Below are 18,663 nucleotides of genomic sequence, written 5' to 3'. Positions count from 1 at the left end.
CTGCTACGTCAACTTTCCTTACATGAAGGTGGTGAACTCGCTTGGTACAGACACTCTTACAATTAACAGTGAAAGATATTTTGCAGAGACCCCTATTCCACAAAGCAGAAGCCATCGCAAGCGAAGAAGCTTTGAACCGGAAAGTACGTTGGGTACATATTATGGAAGTGACCCAAGTCGGCCATCTTCTCAATGGGAATGAGCTTATTCTAAGCACAGGCATTGGTTGGCATGATAACGAGGAGCTTAGTCTCTCCTTTTTGCAGCAGTTGATCGACAGCGGCGCTTCAGGATTATGTATCGAGCTCGGCACGTATACGAAACAGCCGCTTGAACGGATGAAGAAGCTCGCCACCAAAGAGAACTTTCCACTTATCTTTTTCCACGAAGAAGTACGATATATTGACATCACGCAGGACCTACATGCCTATTTCATCCATCAGCATCACAAAATGGTGTCAGACCTGGAATCCCTCTCCACCCAGTTGAATCAGTTACTTCTCTCGGGGAAAGGACTGCAGTCCCTCTTAAAGCTGCTGCATCAAACGACACACTCACAAGTCGCCTTCTTTCCCTTCGGCGCAGAGGCGCAGTTCGTCCCTAGCATGCCGAAAACGAAGGCCGATGCCTTTTATGAGAAATGGATTTATGGCGAGATCTTTCAACTTCCTAACGCCAAAAGCAAGCTGGCCCATCGCCCTATTCTAGCCTTGGAACATTTGTTCGCAGATTTACTTTTATATGCCAATCAAGAACTCAGTGAATTTCAAATCCTCGCCTTAGACAGGTTTGCAACGGCCATTGCACAAGAAATGATGCGCACGAAATATATGGAGGAGAAAACGCGGTACAAACAGAATCTCTGGGTCACTGATTGGCTGAACGGCAAACATACAGGGCAAGAAATTCGCGATTATATGTCCTCCATCAAACCCTCCATGAAGCTGAACCAAACCATCGTCTGTCTATTTGACATCGTCTCAACTGCCGAATCATCAAAGGACTATGAAGATCTCCTTTTACAGAAGCAGATGATCGCCCGCGCCTTATTCGAAGGTGAAGGTTTCTATCTCATGCCAACCGTCATACAGGATCAAATCGTATTCATCCTACTTGATCAATTGCCTGCTATGCCATGCAATGAACGAATCTCCAGAGCCATACAAAGACTTCAAAAATCAGAGGCTAATCAAGAAACAATCTTGTTCTCCCCTTGGTTCGGTATCGGGAAAACATTAAGTGACCCAACTTGCGTTAAGGAAAGCTATGAGACCGCCCAAGAAACAATTGAGATTCAGAAAGATACCGGTATGCTTGAAAGTCCTTTCTATCATGAACAGCATGTGAACAAAGTGATTCTTAAAATGAAACAAACCGGTATGCTGGAGTCGTTCATCGATGAATACATCGGGAAATTAACTCATTATGATCGTGAGAAAAATGGACAGCTTCTGAAGACATTGAACGTATATTTAGCGCTATGCGGATCCAAACAGGATACAGCCAAGGAGCTGTTTATCGTCCGGCAAACCCTTTACCATCGTCTGGACAAAATAGCAGCGCTGCTTGGTGACGATTACATGCATCCACACAAGAGGATTGCCATTGAGCTCGCCCTCCACGGCTATGAATACATGCATGGCGCGATCGTTTAAGCCTGCGTTTGTTCTTGTTTAAGGAGCAATGATACATAATACTTCCTAGCATTGGCCGTCGTTAGATGGAGATTCGCCGTTTCACCGCCGGGATGTTCGAGATCGAGCCATGCTCCCTCCAGATCTTCCTTCACCCCGACGATTTTGAACTTCTGAGCCACGAAGTCATCCAATTTCTGCTTTTCTAGCTTAAATTGTGCAAACTCAGACATGTGTGGCTCCCCCTTTGACAGCTTCTTCTTTCTTCGATTTTTCAACGCCTGAAGCTGCATGGTACGTATCTCGTTTCACGAATTGCCCGGCACCTGCTGTGCCAACGAATTGTTTATTCCGGATGACGTATTCGCCTCGAGACAGTACAGTTACAGGCTCCCCTGTGATCACTATGCCTTCAAATGGATTGTAGTCCACATTCATATGGTGGGTTTCAACTGAGAGCGTCCGCGTCACGTTCGGATCAAAGAGGACAATATCCGCATCACATCCTACAGCGATGGTCCCTTTTTTGGGAAATAAGCCAAAAAGCTTCGCAATTCGCGTAGATACGATATCTACGAACTGATTCAATGTGATGCGGCCCTTCACTACGCCTTCTGAATATAGGATAGAGAATCGATCCTCAATGCAGGGCCCTCCATTCGGGATTTTGCTGAAATCACTTAGCCCCAAGTCTTTTTGCCCGTTAAAGTTAAAAGAGCAGTGATCAGATCCGAGTGTCTGGAGCTGTCCATTTTTCAAAGCGGTCCACAGAGCTTCTTGGTGATACTGCGGTCTCAGCGGAGGCGACCATACGTATTTCGCCCCTTCGAAATTCGGCTTTTCCAAATAGGTCTGATCCAGCATCAAGTACTGCGGGCACGTTTCCCCCCAGATATCAACGCCCTGATTCCGCGCTTCGGCAATTTGCTGTACGGCTTCTTCGCAAGTCACATGAACGACATAGAGCTGAGAGCCTGCCAACGCGGTAAGCTTAGCCGCACGCCCAGTCGCTTCTCCTTCAATTAAAGATGGTCGCGTTAGTGCATGGTAAATCGGATCCGTATTTCCCGCTTCCAGCGCTTCTTTAATCAAATATTCAATCACATCGCCATTCTCGGCGTGCACCATGACAAGAGCTCCGTGCCGCTTTGCCTCGAGCAATGTCCGATACAGCGTGCCGTCGTCGGCTTGGAACACATTTTTATAAGCCATAAACACTTTGAGTGAAGTGATCCCCTCTTCGTGAATCATTTTCGGCAGCTCGGCCAGCACCTCATCGTTGATCTCCGCAATCATTAAGTGAAATCCATAGTCGATGACGGCTTTACCTGCGGCTTTTTGATGCCAAGTTTGAACAGACTGACTTAACGGTCTTCCTTTGTTCGTTAAACAAAAATCAATGATTGTCGTCGTTCCACCGAAAGCAGCTGCTCTTGTACCCGTCTCGAAATCATCAGCTGTAACCGTGCCGCCAAAAGGCATGTCAAGATGAGTATGCGGGTCAATACCGCCTGGGAACACATAATGACCCGAAGCATCTACAATCTCTGCCCCGTCTTTGGAGAGGTTCAGACCAATTTGCGTAATGATCCCTTTCTCGATAAGGACGTCTGCCTGATACTGATCAGCAGCCGTCACGACCGTTCCGTTCTTAATGAGTTTGGACATGGTTACACAGCCTCCTTCTTGGTGGAATCTTCGCCTTCCGACAGCTTGCCGATAGCCTCCTGCCTCTCGTTCCAAGTCATTGGCGCATCATTTCCTGATACCTCAATCATAGAAATGGCACCATCAACAGGACAAACAATCGCGCATAAGTTACATCCTACACAATCTTCTTCACGTACTTGCAAATAGGACTGACCCTGATCATCGGTCAACATATCAATGCATTGATGAGACGTATCCTCACAAGCAATATGGCATTTGTTGCAGTTGATACAGGTATCCGTGTCAATTCTTGCCACGACCGCATAATTCAAATCCAAGTTCCCCCAATCGGAGTAACGCGGAACGGATTTCCCGATTAATTCGGTGACGCTGGCGAGACCTTTTTCATCCAAATAGTTGTTCAAACCATCGATCATATCCTCCACAATGCGGAAACCATGGTGCATCGCCGCCGTACATACTTGAACGCCTGTCGCGCCCATCAGCATGAACTCAACGGCATCTCGCCAATTGGAAATACCGCCAATACCAGAAATAGGTACGCCAACCTCTGGATTTCGCGCACAATCAGCAACCATATGGAGGGCTATTGGTTTAACTGCCGGTCCGCAATATCCGCCATGAGAGCCCTTGCCCCCGACATGAGGAATCGTGTTCCACGAATCGATATCCACGCCAGCTAGTGAGTTGATCGTATTGATCAACGAGATCGCATCCGCTCCGCCTCGAACCGCCGCCTTAGCGGTGCTCGTGATATCTGTGATGTTCGGTGTCAGCTTCACGATGACCGGCGTCGTCGCCGCTTCCTTCACCCACATCGTCTGCACCTCCACGAGATCCGGCTGCTGCCCCGAAGCAGCGCCCATGCCGCGTTCAGCCATGCCGTGCGGGCAGCCAAAGTTCAGCTCCAAGCCGTCTACACCGACAGCTTCGACCTTTTTCACAATCTCATGCCATTTCTCTCGGTTCGGCTCAACCATCAGGGATACAACGATCGCATGATTCGGAAAACGCTTCTTCGTCTCATAAATCTCTTTGAGATTGATCTCGAGCGGTCGGTCCGTGATAAGTTCAATATTATTGAAGCCTGCAACGCGTTGTCCGTTGAAATGAATAGCCGCAAAGCGCGAAGATGTATTAATGATTGGATCACCAAGTGTTTTCCAAACCGCTCCACCCCACCCCGCTTCGAAAGCGCGCTGAACTTGATAGCCTGTGTTAGTCGGTGGCGCCGATGCCAACCAGAACGGATTAGGTGACACGATACCTGCCAGATTTATGCGTAAATCAGCCATGTTGAATCCCTCCCGATCCATTTAGTTAGTCGTTAAGCCGATGCATGTTCCCTTTTCACCAGTTGATTATAAATAGCATAAGCCGTTTGTTTGCCTTGCTGAGCCGCCGATACAACCATCGCTTCTCCCTGTCCTTCTCCGAAAATGACGTCACCTGCTGCATACACCTTGGGATTGGACGTTTGACCTGTTAACGGATCAACCGTAACGGTTCCTCGCGTATGTGCAAGTTCAAATTGATCAATGAGGGAACCGTGCCTCGTCTGCCCAATCGCCTTAATAACGGCATCCACCTCAATGATGAATTCTGAGCCTTCAATGGGAACCGGACGTTTGCGTCCCGCATCCACATCCACAAGCTCCATTCGCAGGCACTCTAAAGCCACAACGTTTCCATTCGCATCTCCTATGATCCGTTTTGGAGCCGTAAGCCATTGAAACGCAACGCCATCCTGCTTAGCGAAATCAAATTCAAATTCATACGCCGTCATCTCTTCCTGCGTACGCCGATACACAATTTGCACCTTTTCTGCTCCTAGCCTCACTGAGCACGTGGCCGCATCAATGGCTGTATTCCCAGCTCCAATGACCGCCACCCGCTTCCCAATAAAGGATGTATCCAACAATTGTTCTGTCTTCGTGGATTCCACAAAATCAATGGCATCGTATACACCCGTCAAGGATTCGCCGTCAATACCGAGCATCGGAACCTTTGACATGCCCACAGCCAGAACAACAGCATCATAGTCACCAAGTAAATCTGCACTGCTTATATCTATGCCGACTCGTGTGTTCATATGGAATTCCACACCTAACTGTCTAACCTGCTCGACTTCCCATAGTGAAATCTCTTGGGGCAGCCGAAACGATACGATCCCGTATGTATCTAACCCTCCCGCCTGCTCCTTCGCCTCAAACACCGTAACCTTGAACCCGAAGCGGGCAAGCTCCCGAGCTGCCGACAAACCAGCAGGCCCGCCACCAATCACAGCAACCGACTTCCCATTACTTGTCCCGGCCTTGAACAATATTTGTTCATTCTTGATAGCCCAATCCGTCGCATAGCGCTGTAAGTTGCCAATCAGGATAGGCTTGGACGAATGATTGAGTACACAAGCCCCTTCACAAAGCTCCTCTGTAGGACACACCCTTGAACAAGAGGCCCCTACCGGATTCGCTTCCATAATTGTACGTGCGGAGCCTTTGAGATTGCCGGAAGCAATCTTTTTGATAAAAGATGGAATATCAATCCCTGTTGGGCAGGCACGAATGCAAGGAGCATCATAACAAAATAAGCAGCGGTTCGATTCCTCGATCGCCTCTTTCGGCTTCATGCCAGATTTGACCTCGGCGAAATTGCGTTTTAAATCGGTTAAGGAAATAAATGTTGAACTCATCTTCGCTCCCCCTCCCACGCTTATAAGCTAATAATTTGATCATAGGTTTCAGGCCTGCGATCCCGATAAAATTGCCAAACATTGCGGACTTCACGGATTAACTCTTTGTCCATTTCTCCGATGACTACTTCATCTTGATCTCGACTTCCGATGGCAACAATCGAACCGCGCGGATCCACTAAGTAAGATTGACCATAGAATTCTCCCATGTTCCACGGAGCTTCGAGACCCACACGATTAATTGCACCGACATAATACCCATTGGCCACGGCGTGTGCTGGCTGTTCGAGCTTCCAGAGATACTCCGATGTCCCCGCTACCGTAGCGGAAGGATTAAACACAATCTCCGCTCCGCCGAGTCCGAGAGCCCTTGCTCCTTCTGGGAAATGGCGATCGTAACAGATGTAAACCCCAACCTTAGCAAACGCTGTATCGAATACGGGATAGCCCAGATTACCTGGTTTAAAATAGTACTTCTCCCAGAACCCGCAAGAACCGCCGCCTGCCGCCACGTGAGGTATATGTTGTTTGCGGTATTTGCCCAAATAGGCACCATCGGCATCAATCACAGCAGCCGTATTGTAGTAGGAAGCGATACCTTCTCTCTCATAAATAGGGAGAATGATGACAACACCAAGCTCCTTCGCCAATTCCTGAAAGAGCATCGTCGTTGGCCCCTTCGGAATTTCCTCTGCGGCATCGTACCACCTCGTTATTTGCTCTGCGCAGAAATAAGGGCCATAGAAAATTTCTTGTAAAGAAATGATTTGCGCGCCTTGCTGCGCCGCTTTACGAACCAACGCGATATGCTTTTGTATCGCTGCTTCTTTGTGCTTGGCCACAGCCTCATCCCCATGTACATCATGCGAGGCTTGAATGAGGCCAATTTTCACTTTACTCATGGCTGGAAGCCCCCTTTTCCGTGGCGATCCGTCGTGCGGTGCGGTATAAAAGCTCCGTGCCCAGCGTGATGTCCTCTGGACTAGCATATTCTTTGGGATTGTGACTGATGCCTTCGAGGCATCGAACGAAAATCATCCCATAATCACACACATAGGACATGGTGAGCGAATCATGGAAAGGTCCGCTCATCAGTTCTGGCGGGGTCAACCCCATCAGCGCTGCTTCCTGATGCAGGCTTTGCTTGATCCAATTCGCACAGTAGCGGGGTTCACTGTTCGTATCTTCACGAATCGTATACGTAAGGCCATGCTCGAGCGACACGTTCTCGATCACACTGAGCAGCTCAGCTTCCAGCGCGTTGCGACGCCGTAAATCAATATCCCGCAAATCAATGGTGAAGGATACCTTCTCAGGGATGATATTGCGAGAGTCGGGGAACACAGAGAGTGAACCCACTGTACCAACGGTAGGTGCACCCGGCTCCTGCCGCACTAACTCATTGAGCGCCACGATGATTTTGGCGCAGCCTAGAAGCGCGTCGTGGCGCATAGACATCGGCACTGAACCCGCGTGCCCGGCGAATCCGATCATCTCCACGGTGAGCCATAATGGACCAGAGATTCCGCTGACGATACCGATCGGAGCATCGAGTGACTCCAGAACTGGACCTTGCTCGATATGCAGCTCTAGAAAAGCGCCAATCCGACCTTCTTGGTACACATAGCTCTCGAAGTCTGCAGGGTCGCACCCGAACTGAACCAATGCTTCTCTGCGTGTAACGCCATTTTTGTCCGTACGCTCCAACTCATTTTCTTCAAGCTTCCCGGTCATGCCACGAACGCCGAAGAGCCCTTTATTGAAGCGACAGCCTTCTTCATCGCAGAAAGCCACAACTTCAATATTACATTCTGGCGTTATCCCTTCCTCTACTAGCGTTTGGACCACTTCAATCGCACCAAGTACACCTATCGCACCATCAAATCTACCGCCATAAGGCTGGGAATCCACATGTGAACCTAGCATGAGAACAGGCGCATTTGGATTGCTCCCCTTAAGTACCCCAATTAAGTTGGCGAATGGATCGATTGAAGCTTCCAACCCGGCTTCTTCCATCCACCTTTTCACAAGCTCCACGCCTTCTCGATCTTCTTTGGACAAGGCCAACCTGCATACGCCGGTTTCTCCGATTTTCCCGATTTGAGCGAGCTCCTGAATTCGCTGTTGCAGTCGTGAAGCGTTAATTTGTATCTGAGGTGCTCTAGGCAAGTCCTATCATCCTTTCTCCTGATTGGCATCAAACACAGCAAGCAAGGTCTCGATGATAAAAGCAATATCCTCATCTGTCGAAGATAACGGCGGACTTAGCGTGAGAATGTTAGCAAATCCAGGCACCGTATCCCCGTTCTTCCCAATGAGCAGACCCTTTTGCTTGCAGCCTGCAATAATCTTCATCACACGCTCAGCAGTCGCCGGAACCTTCGATACTTGATCTTCTACAAGCTCGATGCCCATTGCTGATCCGAAAATGCGTATCTCGCCAACATGAGGGTGGTCAAGCAAAGGTTCTAATTGAGTTCTAAATGTGCTACCGATATAAGCAGAGCGCGTAACCAGGTTTTCTTTTTCCAAGATCTCCATATTTTTCAACGCAACAACGCAAGAGACTGGATTACCCCCGAAAGTATTGATATGTCTTAAATGGCTGGTCGCTTCTTTATCTTTGAACGATTCATACAATTCAGCCGAAACAGCGGTTGCAGAAAGTGGCGAGTACGCACTGGTCAAGCCTTTGGCCATCGTCACGATGTCGGGTCTCACCCCATAGTTCAGATGACCGAACTTTTCGCCGGATCGACCGAATCCGCAGATCACTTCATCGACAATGAGCAGCACATCATACTTATCACAAATGCTGCGCACCATGGGCAGGTACTCGTCCGGAGGAACAATCATTCCGCCTCCCGTAATTACTGGCTCCACGATTACGCCGGCAACGGAATCTGCACCCTCCCAAACAATGGCATCCTCGATTGCTTTGGCGCATTGAAAACGGCATGCCCCCTTCGTCTGGCCAAATGGACAGCGATAACAATAAGGCGGCGGCACATGCTGAAAGCCTACACCAAGCGGTTCATATTTCAACTTACGCTGCGCTTGCCCTGTTGCACCCAATGCTCCCATGGAATTGCCATGATAAGCGCGATGCCGCGAGATGAACTTATGTTTGGATGGCTTCCCGTTCTGATGATGGTATTGGCGGGCAATCTTGAAGGCCACTTCATTGGCATCTGACCCTGAATTCGAGTAAAAGATTCGATATTCGCCATCCAGCCACTCATTCAATTTCGCCGCTAGTTCAATTGCAGGAACATGGGACTGAACGAGCGTAGCATAAGCGATTTTCATCATTTGCTCAGCGGCCGCTTCCGCTATTTCTTTTCTACCGTGACCCACATTAACGCACCATAATCCGGACATGCCATCCAAATAACGATTTCCATCCACATCCGTAACCCAGCTTCCCTCACCAGAAGCAAGTATCATCGGATTCTCGTTATGTGCTGACATGTGATGCCACACATATTTGCGATCCTTCTCAAGCAGGTCCTCCTTCGTCAGCAGATCACTAACCTCGTTAGCGCTCATAAGCCCAGCTCCCCTCTCCTGATGATGTAAAGAAGGATCGCAGACTACAGTCATCCACGATCCGCCTTCCTTTCCGAAAATTTACTTGCCCTGTAAAATCGTTTTATCAATAGCCGCTGTCAAATCGGCCGGTTTCTTAATCAAGCCATATTTCAGCGCAATGTCCGCTGTCCGTGTCACTGATTCATCTACGAATGAACCGACTTGTTCATTTTTAAATCCATCCGGCTTCACAAGCTTTGCCATTTCCTTCAGCATTGTCGTTTGGTGCTGTTTAGTTGTACTTCCTGCCGTTACACTTTTCATCACAATATCAACGACTTCGTCCTGATGCTCAATCGCGTAGTTCCAGCCTTTCATGGTTGCTCTCACGGCTTTAACTGCGAGATCGTGGTTCTTATCGACCCAGTCCTTCTTCGCAATAAGCGTATCCTCCAGCATCGCAACACCGGCATCATCAAAGTTAAACACATTCAAGTCTGTCTCTTTCACACCGCTCTCAAGCACAACATAGTACTCGTTATAAATCGTTGCTGTCGCCACATCCAGTTGATCCCCAAAGAATTGATCCATCGTGAAGCCTTGTTTCACTAATTGAATGTCTTTTTTTGGGTCAAGTCCGTTCTTCTCCATAAATGCAAGCACTTGGAACTGCTGGCTTCCCATCCATGTCCCGACCTTTTTGTCCTTCATTTTGGCTGGCGCATCGATACCGGTCGACTTTTTGGATAATAAACGGTACGAGCTCTTCTGCGTCACTTGCGCTAATGAAACGAGAGGTAATCCATTGTCACGGTTAACTAGCAAGGAATCAAAGCTCGATACGCCGATATCGACAGCGCCATTCACAACCTGCTGCTCGATAATGACATCCGGTCCGCCAGGCACTATTTCTACATCTATTCCTTCATCCTTGTAGAAGCCTTTCTCTTTAGCGGCATAGATTCCGGCAAACTGCGCTTGCGGCACCCATTTCAACTGAATTTTGACCTTCTTGAGCGGCTCTGCCGATGGAGACTTGGTTGCACCTGCTTCGGTAGATGCAGCTGGTGTTGTGGTTGCTGATTTGTCGGAAGCACAAGCTGTGACAAGAACTAAAACCAAGAACATACTAAGCATCAAAGCCAATTTTCCAGTAAGGATTCTCTTTTTCAAACGAACCAATCCTCTCCTATTTATTTCTATGTATGTAAAGATGGTGTCATCCCTTGATGCTCATGTTAAATATTCGTTTTCATTACGATTGGAAATTGACCACGGTATAAAGCGTTTTTCTAAAAGTTGAATAATCGTATATAAAACAATACCCAAAATAGCAGCGATGACAATACAAGCCCAAGCTAGGGGCATATTGGCCAGGCGGATCTGGTCCGAAAGTAAGTAGCCTAGGCCACGCGACGCAATGAAAAATTCCCCCACTATCGCACCAATGATACTCGTTGACATGTTGATTTTAAGGGCAGAGAAAATCAATGGTAAGGCTTTGGGTAATCTTAATTTGAGAAAAAGCTGTCTAGCGCTAGCCGCGTATGAACTCATTAACTCCAGGTAGGACGGCTCAATGGAGCGCAGCCCTTTGTAAGTACTGACCGCCATGGTAGCCATCGTCATGACCGAGACGATCCCCATTCGTGAGGCGACACCATCTCCCAACCAATTATTCATGATTGGCGCAAGTGCCACGATCGGCACCGCATTGAGTGAGGCCATGATCGAAATCGCACCAGCACCCGCTTGTGGCCGAAAGGAAGCCGCGATTGCAGCAAGCCAGCCTAGCAGAGAACCGATGAGGAATCCGCCGATGATTTCTACACCCGTGTACAGCGAGTAAATGAGCAGGATATCGCCATTCTCTCGCATGGCAGTAATGATATCCGAAGGAATAGGCAGCTGATAGCGTTCTAAGCTAAATAAGGTGTGTATCCCTCTGAATTGCCAAAGCAGCAAGAATACGAGTCCGAATAAATACGGGAACAGCTTTATTGGCTGCGTGAACATAGCCGTGTAGTCTGCTCGGGCATTTCCCGTGGAAGCTCGAGTTGGTTCTTCTAAACTCTTTAACGTCGACACTGCAGCTTTTTGGTCTTTGCTTAAAATGACCTCCTTCATGCGCCTCCCCTCCTGCTTTCGCGGAAATCAGGCTGCCAAGGTGTCAGCCATCTTTCTAGGAGAACTAGCATTAGAAAGGTTGTAAAGCCGATAGCAATCGAGACAAGCACTGTGCACCAGAACATGTACACTTGTGCAGCTCCGTAATATAGAGAGCTAACCATTAGCACGCCGATTCCATCGGGAGCTCCCATCAGCTCAACGATAATGGAAGCTGTGATCGCCAGCGGAGCTGATATCTTGAGTCCAACGAACAGCCCCGGCAGCGCAGATGGCAGCTTGAGCTTCAGATAGCTGTGCCAGGTTGAAGCAGCTAGGGAGCGCATTAGCTCCAACTGTTCAGGCTGCACACTGCGCAGCCCGCGAAGCGAGTTAATGGCGACAGGGAAGAATGTCACATAACCTGCCATAACGATCCGCGAAAGACTCGGATCATGGAGGATGCCGTACAGGATCGGTGCAAGACCGATGATAGGCACCATTTGAGAAGCAACCATGTAAGGTGTTAGCGTGTGTTCAACCGTTTTGGAGAGGCTCATGAAAATGGCTAAAGCGGCACCGAAAATGGTACCAATCAGGAAGCCAGTCATCGCATTGCCGAATGTTGTGAAGCCTTGCTTGATGAGGGTAGGAAGATTGTCTTGTAAGGAGGAGATGACCTTATGCAAATAAGGCAGTTTGGAGTCAGGTTGTGAGACTTGAATTACGTTATGGAGCAGCCATGCGAACACTTCCCAGAGGAGGAGTAATGCTGCTATCCAACAAGCAATAACAGCAGCTTGATGCCATTGTTTATCCAATTTGATCATCAAGGGCATCACTCTCCTCGTAAAAGCAATTTCGAATCGAAGCCGTCAACGTATGGAAACGCTCCGATTCTCGGGTTTGCAAAGTGCGATCCTCTCCCAAATCGACGTGGTGAACGGAGTGTACGCGACCAGGATTTGCCGATAAAACAATGATTCGATTAGATAAAAATACAGCTTCCGGAATACTATGAGTAACGAAAACGATCGTCTTATTCGTCTTTCTTTTGATTTCTAGCAATTCGAATTGCAGTTTCTCCTTTGTGAATTCATCGAGCGCCGAGAAGGGTTCATCCATAAACAAAATAGGCGGATCCAGCGATAAAGCACGTGCAATAGCCACTCTTTGCTGCATGCCTCCACTTAGCTGCCAAGGGTAATAATCTCTGAATTTCGTTAAACCTACGGTTTCAAGGAGTTGATCGACCATACCTCTGTACTCCGCGCGATTACGCCCCATTACCTCTAAGGGAAGCTCTACATTTTCGCGTACGGTTCGCCATTCGAAAAGCGTGGGATTTTGAAACACAATGCCGAACTTCCTGCGCAAACGCACTTCCCGCGGATGCTCCTTTTGAATAATAATTTGCCCACTGGAGGGTTGCAGCAGGTCGGCCATCAGCCGCAGCAGCGTTGATTTACCACAGCCGGAAGGCCCAAGTAAGGATACGAATTCATTCTGGGCTACATCGAACGAGATGTCTTGGAGTACAGTCACTTGCCTTCCTTTTTTCCCGAACACCATGCAGACGCCATCCACCGATATTTCCACTTTCTGCTGGGAAAGATCAGAATTCATTGTGTCCCTCCTCATTTGAACTTTATCATTGCGTCATGTAAATGTAATGTATGATTACTGTATATGTTATATTATATTACTTCTATGACGATTTACATTATACAAAGTGTTCCAAAATTAGACTCTGCATTTGACATAGTGTAAAACAACTAATAAAACAACCCCCGCAGCATGGATATAATTTGGATCCCCCTACTCGTTTCTTTATCATACTTGGGGAAGCTAGTTGTTCTTTTTGAGACTCCCTGAATTGTTAACTACATAATATATGTTATGTAAACAAATGATATGCAAATAGCCCCGCTTCACATTTATCTATAATTTGTTCATATTCTCTATTTCTTCATTTTGATAGAATATTTATGTAACTACATAAATCATCTTACAATATGCATTTAACCAACACGGGTTTAACTTTCTTTATTCGTCAGTATTGTTGAGTCAATTAGGAACGCCAGTAGATAAAAGCAATCTGCGTAAAGGAGACCTAGTAATTCTACAAGGAACTTATACAAGCGGAGTTTCCCATGTAGCTATCTTTCTTGGAGATAACAAAGTTCTTCAAGTAGGTACCATGGGAACGAGGGAAGTAAAGATTAGCCCTTACTTTGGTACTCCCTACTATGATGCACATTATTGGGTGCGCGTCGTTTTAATTAACTCGTATGGAAAAAGCCGGTGATCACCGGCTTTTTTTCGTTCTAGACAAGGGATTATGTGCAAAAAGTGCTCTAAGCTTTTACCGTTGGTTCAAGTACAGTAAGCCTGTTATTGTATGTATCAAGGTTTACGTTCGCTCCAATGGGGATTGCCGCTTTATAATACCCATGAGCTGTGCTTACGTTGGTCATGAGAGGTTTTCCTAGAGGAGCAATTACCCCATTTATCAAGTCGTTATAAGTCGTAGAATAAGAAATGGAGCAATTCGAGCATTGCCCCATGACCACACCGACGCAATCTTGAAATTTCCTTGCCATGATCAGATGAGTCAAATATCGGTAAATCACATTCGTTGCTTCGTGTGTCTCTTCTAGGACCAATATTTTTCCAGCTGTATCAATTTCGTATGGAGTTCCAAGTGTATCAACCAATGAAGCGATATTCCCCCCTACGATTGGACCTCTAACATTTCCTTTAATCAGGCCGGTCATCTGCATGCCGGGTGGGTTCTGAATCACTCTTGGGCTGCTGAGGGTTGATGTAGCTGAATAAAACTGGTTGAAGTTATACGCTGGTGTGCTCGTGCTAAAGTCAATTAATAATAGACTTTGAAAAGTAATTAAGTTGGAAAATTGGTACAGGATATTTAATAAAATCGTGATATCACTGTATCCTGTTACGATTTTGGGATTGTTATTTATAATCGTATAATTTAGGTACGGCAAAATATCTTTGACCCCTGTCCCTCCTCTTGTAGGTAATATCATCTTCACACTGCGATTTTCAAACATACTCATAAGGTCTTCAGCACGCTGCTGTGCTGTTGAGGCAACAATGCCACCATAAGCATACGTATATTTCCCCACCACTACTTTGAATCCCATATTTTCAATTGTTCGAATTCTTTCATCAATCATATTTGCATCAAGCGGACTTCCTAAAGTAACAATTCCGATGGTATCACCCCTTTGTAAAATGGGGGGCTTTATAGCCATACATATGCCTCCTACCAAAGAGAACTTATTCAATATTGGATCTACGTTGTAATCTCTCTGTTGCCTTATATGCTTCACACGAACTAATTATTACTTCAACCGTTCTATATCTCCATCCCTACCGGAATAAACGCCGAAACCCTGTTCATTGCTTCCTGCTTTTGTTTATCTCCGACATGGGTGTAAATCTGTGTGGTCTGGATGCTCGCATGGCCAAGTAATTCCTGCAAAGTTCGGATATCCGTCCCTGCCAGAACCTGCATCGTGGCAAATGTATGGCGAAGCTTGTGACTTGAGATCGACTTCCCTTGTAGTTCGGCATACTGCTTCTTCAGCACCTCGAAATGCTTCTCTGCAATCGTTTGAATCATACGAACACTAATTCGCCGGCCAAATTGAGAAACAAAAAAAGGCTGCTCCGCCGAGCTCCTTGTATCCATTCGTTCCATTAATGCTTTATTCAGAACTTTAACCAATTCGGCAGGAAGAGGGATGACACGCCATTTTCGTCCTTTGCCGAACACCTGCAGCGTACTCGTTGAACGATTGAAATCAGCAATGTTTAGTCGATGCAGCTCACTTACACGTAAACCTGCATAACTCATTAATAGAAACATGGCCACATTCCGGATCTGATACTTTCCCTCAATCGATTGTAAAAACACAGCAAGCAGCTGTTCGCTGAGAAACGTAGGAATTTGGTTTTTCTCGACCTTCGATTTCTTCACGTTTAGTGAAGGGTTGCTCTGCGCAATCTGGAGTTCGATCAGTGCCGCGAAAAATGTCCGAATTGAAGATAAATAGCGATTACGCGCGGCATCCCCTGCCCCGCCCTGTCGCATTTTTGTCAAAAAGCGCATGATATCAATTGCCTCAATCGTTGGCAATGATTTCTCAACGCCGGAAAGGAATAACCGAACATCCCCTAAGTAAGCTTGTTGTGTTCGTTTCGTAAATCCCTGATCTTTCATCCATGAGTCAAATAGCTCCAAATACTCATCATCATACTCGTACACTTGCCCCAATCCTATTCACTCCGTCCGTTACAATCTAAGTTGCGTTAAATATAGATTTAGTGCAATTTTTTTGACAGCAAAAAACGGTCAATTAGTGCTTATCCCGTGTAATAAACAGCAGAATAACCTTATTAACCGTTTTTCTGGTCTTAATCCCGTGGGTATTCGACTTTCATAATATCCATGAATGGAACTTTATCAATTTCACCATTCGTTTCCATATGTACTCTACCGGTCCGCGAATCCATTGTCGCTATAATCCCTCGAACACGTTCTTCACGCCCCCAAACCGTCAGAACAATCTCGGAGTTCTCCTGCTTCGCTTCGGACAATTGATTACCGATCTCTTCCAATACAAATTCATCCCGCGTTGGTCTTTTTGCTACTTTTGCCTTGGCCATCTCACGTTCCCCCTGGATTATAAATCACCTTGCCGGCGATAATATTTCTTTGACACGTCCAACCTGTCCATCTGCAAGTCTTACTTTAATCCCATGCGGATGGGTAGGCGAGTTCGTTAATAAATCTTTGACAATTCCACGCGTTAACTTCCCGCTACGTTGGTCTTGCTTCAAAACAATATTTACTTCAATACCTGGAATCACATCTTTGCGATTTTGGCCATTCATGCTGTGTAAGTCGCCTGCTTTCTTTCAATTGTGTGTTTTATTATACCATAGTTTTCCCCCATTCCCCATCAAGTTGCGTACATTTGCAAAACCCTTTACAACACCTTACTAATTCAATACGATTAACCTACATTATAAATTTCGAAGTCGTGAACACAGAAAGAGAACCACTTATGAGCCGATCATGGCCGTTACCTGACAAGTCATGGATCATGCGCCAAATCTGGAATGATTTACTCTTTGCTCATTGGCCCATTCTATGTCCCATGGCCCTTACAATCGGCTGAAGCTTCAATCAACGTCAATACCCTCCCTAACTCCTTTGGGATCCAGTTGCCAGATACACCACCGCTTTTCCATTATGCTAAAAAGTTAAAAGTTAAAATCTGGGCACTCGAAAAGCTTCATCTTACATAAAGCACGATAATCTTACTTCAAAGGTGCCAAAATAATAATTAATGATATTAATATTTAATGTGACTAATTCATATAAAACCCACATTCTGATGACGTTTTTCTATCATTTCGCTCTTTTTCCTATTGAAAACAGCTTAATTCAGTTAAAATAATGACAGAGATGGCATTCGTTCCCGAGAGGTTGTGATTCAAGGATGATGATCAGTGGAATTTCTGTTTTCCTTTTATTTTGTATCGGAGGATTACATGTGTTCTGGGCATTTGGTGGTCAGTGGGGAAGCAGAGTTGCTATCCCTGCTACAAGCGGATTAGGAGAACAGACGTTTAAACCTGGCCCAATAGCCACTTTAATCGTAGCCATTCTCTTATTTAGCAGTGCGCTGCTACTGTCTATTCAAGGGGGCTTACTTCCAGTCCTCCCTTCATTTCCATGGGTTCAATGGGGCTGTTGGCTTTGTGTCTTCGTATTTGGACTCCGAGCAATTGGGGATTTTAAATATGTGGGTTTATTCAAGAGGGTCAAACAGACTCGTTTCGCTACATATGATACATTTTTGTTCACACCGCTTTGCTTATGGCTTTGCTTCACTTTTTATTTCACGCTCATTTATAACTAATTCGTCTCTTCAAGCAATCACTTTTTTTAAGCCATACTATATCAAATTTTTGTTGTCCTTTTTCTCAATTAAAAAGGTGCTTTTCACACTTTATCAACGATACCATGGAGCTTACACGGAGGGAATATACGATATGCCAAGATTCATGGACTATATGATCAGTCCTTATCCGCTTCGGATCATTTCATTGCCTATTGATTCCAGTAAATTAAAGCTGCAATCCTTGATTATCCTCGCTGTTGGGCATCTTCCAGGCCGTATATCATTTCGAGCTCATGCAAAATTTACCAAATGGGCCTTCGTCTATATTGCCGGTGGAAAAGGCTCCTATCAAGTCGATGACGGAGCTGTTCAACACATTGAAAGCGGCAGTCTGTTTTTCCTTCGACCAGGAGCTGTATATAATTATGGACCTGATGCAGACGGTTATTGGGATGAGTATTACTTCACATTCGAGGGAAGCCGTATTGCGGATTGGCTCAGTAGTTGGCTTACACATGTGGATTTGGCGAAGCAGGTTGGGCATGAAGATGCCGCCCAGCACAATCGGATCGAACGCATCTTTATTCTCATGGAAAGCGGTGTACCCGATAATATCGACCGTGCTTCCTTACTGCTTGAATCCTTGCTTTTTGAATTTATTCTAAAAGATCAAGTACCGGCAGAAACGACAAAAACTCAGCAATTGATTGATCTCATGGCCGATCTCGGTGATTCGTTGTTCCAGCCCTTTGACGCGGCGCTTATCGCAAAACGCCACCATATGTCGCTTTCCACTCTCCGGAGGATCGTAAGCGAATATACCGGCTACCCACTTGGAGCCTATATTCACCGTTTGAAAATGGCTGCAGCTAAAAACATACTGCTGAATTCAGACGATACCATAAAGGAGATCGCAGATTCGCTTGGTTATAAAGATGTTTTTTACTTCTCACGTTTATTTAAGAAATACGTCGGTGTCTCCCCCCTTATTTATCGAAACAATATGCAGCTTTAAATATGTTTACATAATTATAATTATGTAAACATATTTTTTATATAAAATAATCGTATCGTCCTAGTACGACTT

Annotated in this window: 19 protein-coding genes; 4 read left to right on the top strand and 15 right to left on the bottom strand. The window is 46.2% G+C overall.

Going from position 1 to position 18,663, the window contains the following annotated elements; genetic code table 11:
- Positions 1-41 precede the first annotated feature (41 nt).
- Positions 42-1,655 (top strand): PucR family transcriptional regulator, encoded by a 1,614-nt coding sequence (locus QFZ78_RS02950; protein ID WP_307545202.1) that lies wholly within the window; start codon positions 42-44, stop codon positions 1,653-1,655.
- Here QFZ78_RS02950 and QFZ78_RS02945 read toward each other — a convergent pair.
- The 11 genes from QFZ78_RS02945 to QFZ78_RS02895 all read right to left on the bottom strand — a co-directional run bounded on the left by QFZ78_RS02945 (position 1,652) and on the right by QFZ78_RS02895 (position 13,260).
- Positions 1,652-1,867 carry a hypothetical protein gene (locus QFZ78_RS02945; RefSeq protein WP_307545201.1) on the bottom strand — a complete coding sequence of 72 codons (216 nt, stop codon included), beginning with the start codon at positions 1,865-1,867 and terminating at the stop codon, positions 1,652-1,654. The genes QFZ78_RS02950 and QFZ78_RS02945 overlap by 4 nt on opposite strands.
- Positions 1,860-3,302 (bottom strand): dihydropyrimidinase, encoded by a 1,443-nt coding sequence (gene hydA, locus QFZ78_RS02940; protein ID WP_307545200.1) that lies wholly within the window; start codon positions 3,300-3,302, stop codon positions 1,860-1,862. The genes QFZ78_RS02945 and hydA overlap by 8 nt, the downstream gene beginning before the upstream one ends.
- A gap of 2 nt (positions 3,303-3,304) precedes the next feature.
- A complete protein-coding gene (gene preA / locus QFZ78_RS02935) occupies positions 3,305-4,600 on the bottom strand; it encodes an NAD-dependent dihydropyrimidine dehydrogenase subunit PreA (protein WP_307545199.1) in 1,296 nt (431 codons plus the stop codon).
- Between the two features lie 32 nt (positions 4,601-4,632).
- Positions 4,633-5,997 carry an NAD(P)-dependent oxidoreductase gene (locus tag QFZ78_RS02930; protein WP_307545198.1) on the bottom strand — a complete coding sequence of 455 codons (1,365 nt, stop codon included), beginning with the start codon at positions 5,995-5,997 and terminating at the stop codon, positions 4,633-4,635.
- Positions 5,998-6,017: 20 nt separating this feature from the next.
- Entirely contained in the window at positions 6,018-6,899 is an 882-nt protein-coding gene (locus QFZ78_RS02925; RefSeq protein ID WP_307545197.1) for a nitrilase-related carbon-nitrogen hydrolase, read from the bottom strand.
- Positions 6,892-8,166, bottom strand: a complete 1,275-nt coding sequence (locus tag QFZ78_RS02920) for a M20 family metallo-hydrolase (RefSeq protein ID WP_307545196.1) — start codon at positions 8,164-8,166, stop codon at positions 6,892-6,894. Before QFZ78_RS02920 ends, QFZ78_RS02925 begins: the two co-directional genes overlap by 8 nt.
- Positions 8,167-8,172: 6 nt before the next feature.
- Positions 8,173-9,546 carry an aspartate aminotransferase family protein gene (locus QFZ78_RS02915; protein WP_307545195.1) on the bottom strand — a complete coding sequence of 458 codons (1,374 nt, stop codon included), beginning with the start codon at positions 9,544-9,546 and terminating at the stop codon, positions 8,173-8,175.
- 81 nt (positions 9,547-9,627) lie between these two features.
- Positions 9,628-10,701 (bottom strand): ABC transporter substrate-binding protein, encoded by a 1,074-nt coding sequence (locus QFZ78_RS02910; RefSeq protein WP_307545194.1) that lies wholly within the window; start codon positions 10,699-10,701, stop codon positions 9,628-9,630.
- 60 nt (positions 10,702-10,761) lie between these two features.
- The gene (locus tag QFZ78_RS02905; RefSeq protein ID WP_307545193.1) at positions 10,762-11,655 is read right to left on the bottom strand and encodes an ABC transporter permease; all 894 of its coding nucleotides are present in this window, start codon (positions 11,653-11,655) and stop codon (positions 10,762-10,764) included.
- Positions 11,652-12,464 (bottom strand): ABC transporter permease, encoded by an 813-nt coding sequence (locus tag QFZ78_RS02900; RefSeq protein ID WP_307555443.1) that lies wholly within the window; start codon positions 12,462-12,464, stop codon positions 11,652-11,654. Before QFZ78_RS02900 ends, QFZ78_RS02905 begins: the two co-directional genes overlap by 4 nt.
- Positions 12,448-13,260, bottom strand: a complete 813-nt coding sequence (locus QFZ78_RS02895; RefSeq protein WP_307545192.1) for an ABC transporter ATP-binding protein — start codon at positions 13,258-13,260, stop codon at positions 12,448-12,450. The genes QFZ78_RS02900 and QFZ78_RS02895 overlap by 17 nt, the downstream gene beginning before the upstream one ends.
- A gap of 376 nt (positions 13,261-13,636) precedes the next feature.
- Here QFZ78_RS02895 and QFZ78_RS02890 point away from each other — a divergent pair, with 376 nt between their 5' ends.
- The gene (locus QFZ78_RS02890) at positions 13,637-13,942 is read left to right on the top strand and encodes a C40 family peptidase (protein ID WP_307555441.1); all 306 of its coding nucleotides are present in this window, start codon (positions 13,637-13,639) and stop codon (positions 13,940-13,942) included.
- A 49-nt stretch (positions 13,943-13,991) separates the two neighbouring features.
- Here the strand turns inward: QFZ78_RS02890 and QFZ78_RS02885 are convergent, their stop codons facing one another.
- The 4 genes from QFZ78_RS02885 to QFZ78_RS02870 form a co-directional block, all read right to left on the bottom strand.
- A complete protein-coding gene (locus QFZ78_RS02885; protein WP_307545191.1) occupies positions 13,992-14,915 on the bottom strand; it encodes a S66 peptidase family protein in 924 nt (307 codons plus the stop codon).
- Positions 14,916-15,019: 104 nt separating this feature from the next.
- On the bottom strand, positions 15,020-15,931 hold the full coding sequence (locus tag QFZ78_RS02880) for a tyrosine-type recombinase/integrase (protein WP_307555439.1): 912 nt from the start codon (positions 15,929-15,931) through the stop codon (positions 15,020-15,022).
- A gap of 149 nt (positions 15,932-16,080) precedes the next feature.
- Positions 16,081-16,332: a YolD-like family protein gene (locus QFZ78_RS02875; protein ID WP_307545190.1), complete on the bottom strand. Its 252-nt coding sequence runs from the start codon at positions 16,330-16,332 to the stop codon at positions 16,081-16,083.
- 24 nt (positions 16,333-16,356) lie between these two features.
- A complete protein-coding gene (locus tag QFZ78_RS02870; RefSeq protein ID WP_029195001.1) occupies positions 16,357-16,560 on the bottom strand; it encodes a YwbE family protein in 204 nt (67 codons plus the stop codon).
- Between the two features lie 611 nt (positions 16,561-17,171).
- Between QFZ78_RS02870 and QFZ78_RS02865 the strand changes: the two genes are divergently transcribed.
- Together QFZ78_RS02865 and QFZ78_RS02860 are read left to right on the top strand one after the other, a co-directional pair.
- Positions 17,172-17,594, top strand: coding sequence for a DUF3995 domain-containing protein (locus tag QFZ78_RS02865; RefSeq protein WP_307545189.1), 423 nt, complete (start codon positions 17,172-17,174; stop codon positions 17,592-17,594).
- Positions 17,595-17,727: 133 nt separating this feature from the next.
- Positions 17,728-18,591, top strand: coding sequence for a helix-turn-helix transcriptional regulator (locus tag QFZ78_RS02860; protein ID WP_307545188.1), 864 nt, complete (start codon positions 17,728-17,730; stop codon positions 18,589-18,591).
- The last annotated feature ends 72 nt before the right edge of the window (positions 18,592-18,663 follow it).

The sequence above is a fragment of the Paenibacillus sp. V4I5 genome, from assembly GCF_030817255.1.
Classification (GTDB): domain Bacteria; phylum Bacillota; class Bacilli; order Paenibacillales; family NBRC-103111; genus Paenibacillus_E.
This window is presented reverse-complemented; position numbering and strand designations above follow the sequence as displayed.

Coding starts and splice junctions, on each gene's coding strand:
- QFZ78_RS02945 (WP_307545201.1), bottom strand. CDS start 1,867: ATGTCTGAGTTTGCACAATTTAAGCTAGAAAAGCAGAAATTGGATGAC.
- hydA (WP_307545200.1), bottom strand. CDS start 3,302: ATGTCCAAACTCATTAAGAACGGAACGGTCGTGACGGCTGCTGATCAG.
- preA (WP_307545199.1), bottom strand. CDS start 4,600: ATGGCTGATTTACGCATAAATCTGGCAGGTATCGTGTCACCTAATCCG.
- QFZ78_RS02930 (WP_307545198.1), bottom strand. CDS start 5,997: ATGAGTTCAACATTTATTTCCTTAACCGATTTAAAACGCAATTTCGCC.
- QFZ78_RS02925 (WP_307545197.1), bottom strand. CDS start 6,899: ATGAGTAAAGTGAAAATTGGCCTCATTCAAGCCTCGCATGATGTACAT.
- QFZ78_RS02915 (WP_307545195.1), bottom strand. CDS start 9,546: ATGAGCGCTAACGAGGTTAGTGATCTGCTGACGAAGGAGGACCTGCTT.
- QFZ78_RS02905 (WP_307545193.1), bottom strand. CDS start 11,655: ATGAAGGAGGTCATTTTAAGCAAAGACCAAAAAGCTGCAGTGTCGACG.
- QFZ78_RS02900 (WP_307555443.1), bottom strand. CDS start 12,464: ATGATCAAATTGGATAAACAATGGCATCAAGCTGCTGTTATTGCTTGT.
- QFZ78_RS02895 (WP_307545192.1), bottom strand. CDS start 13,260: ATGAATTCTGATCTTTCCCAGCAGAAAGTGGAAATATCGGTGGATGGC.
- QFZ78_RS02885 (WP_307545191.1), bottom strand. CDS start 14,915: ATGGCTATAAAGCCCCCCATTTTACAAAGGGGTGATACCATCGGAATT.
- QFZ78_RS02875 (WP_307545190.1), bottom strand. CDS start 16,332: ATGGCCAAGGCAAAAGTAGCAAAAAGACCAACGCGGGATGAATTTGTA.
- QFZ78_RS02870 (WP_029195001.1), bottom strand. CDS start 16,560: ATGAATGGCCAAAATCGCAAAGATGTGATTCCAGGTATTGAAGTAAAT.
- QFZ78_RS02865 (WP_307545189.1), top strand. CDS start 17,172: ATGATGATCAGTGGAATTTCTGTTTTCCTTTTATTTTGTATCGGAGGA.
- QFZ78_RS02860 (WP_307545188.1), top strand. CDS start 17,728: ATGCCAAGATTCATGGACTATATGATCAGTCCTTATCCGCTTCGGATC.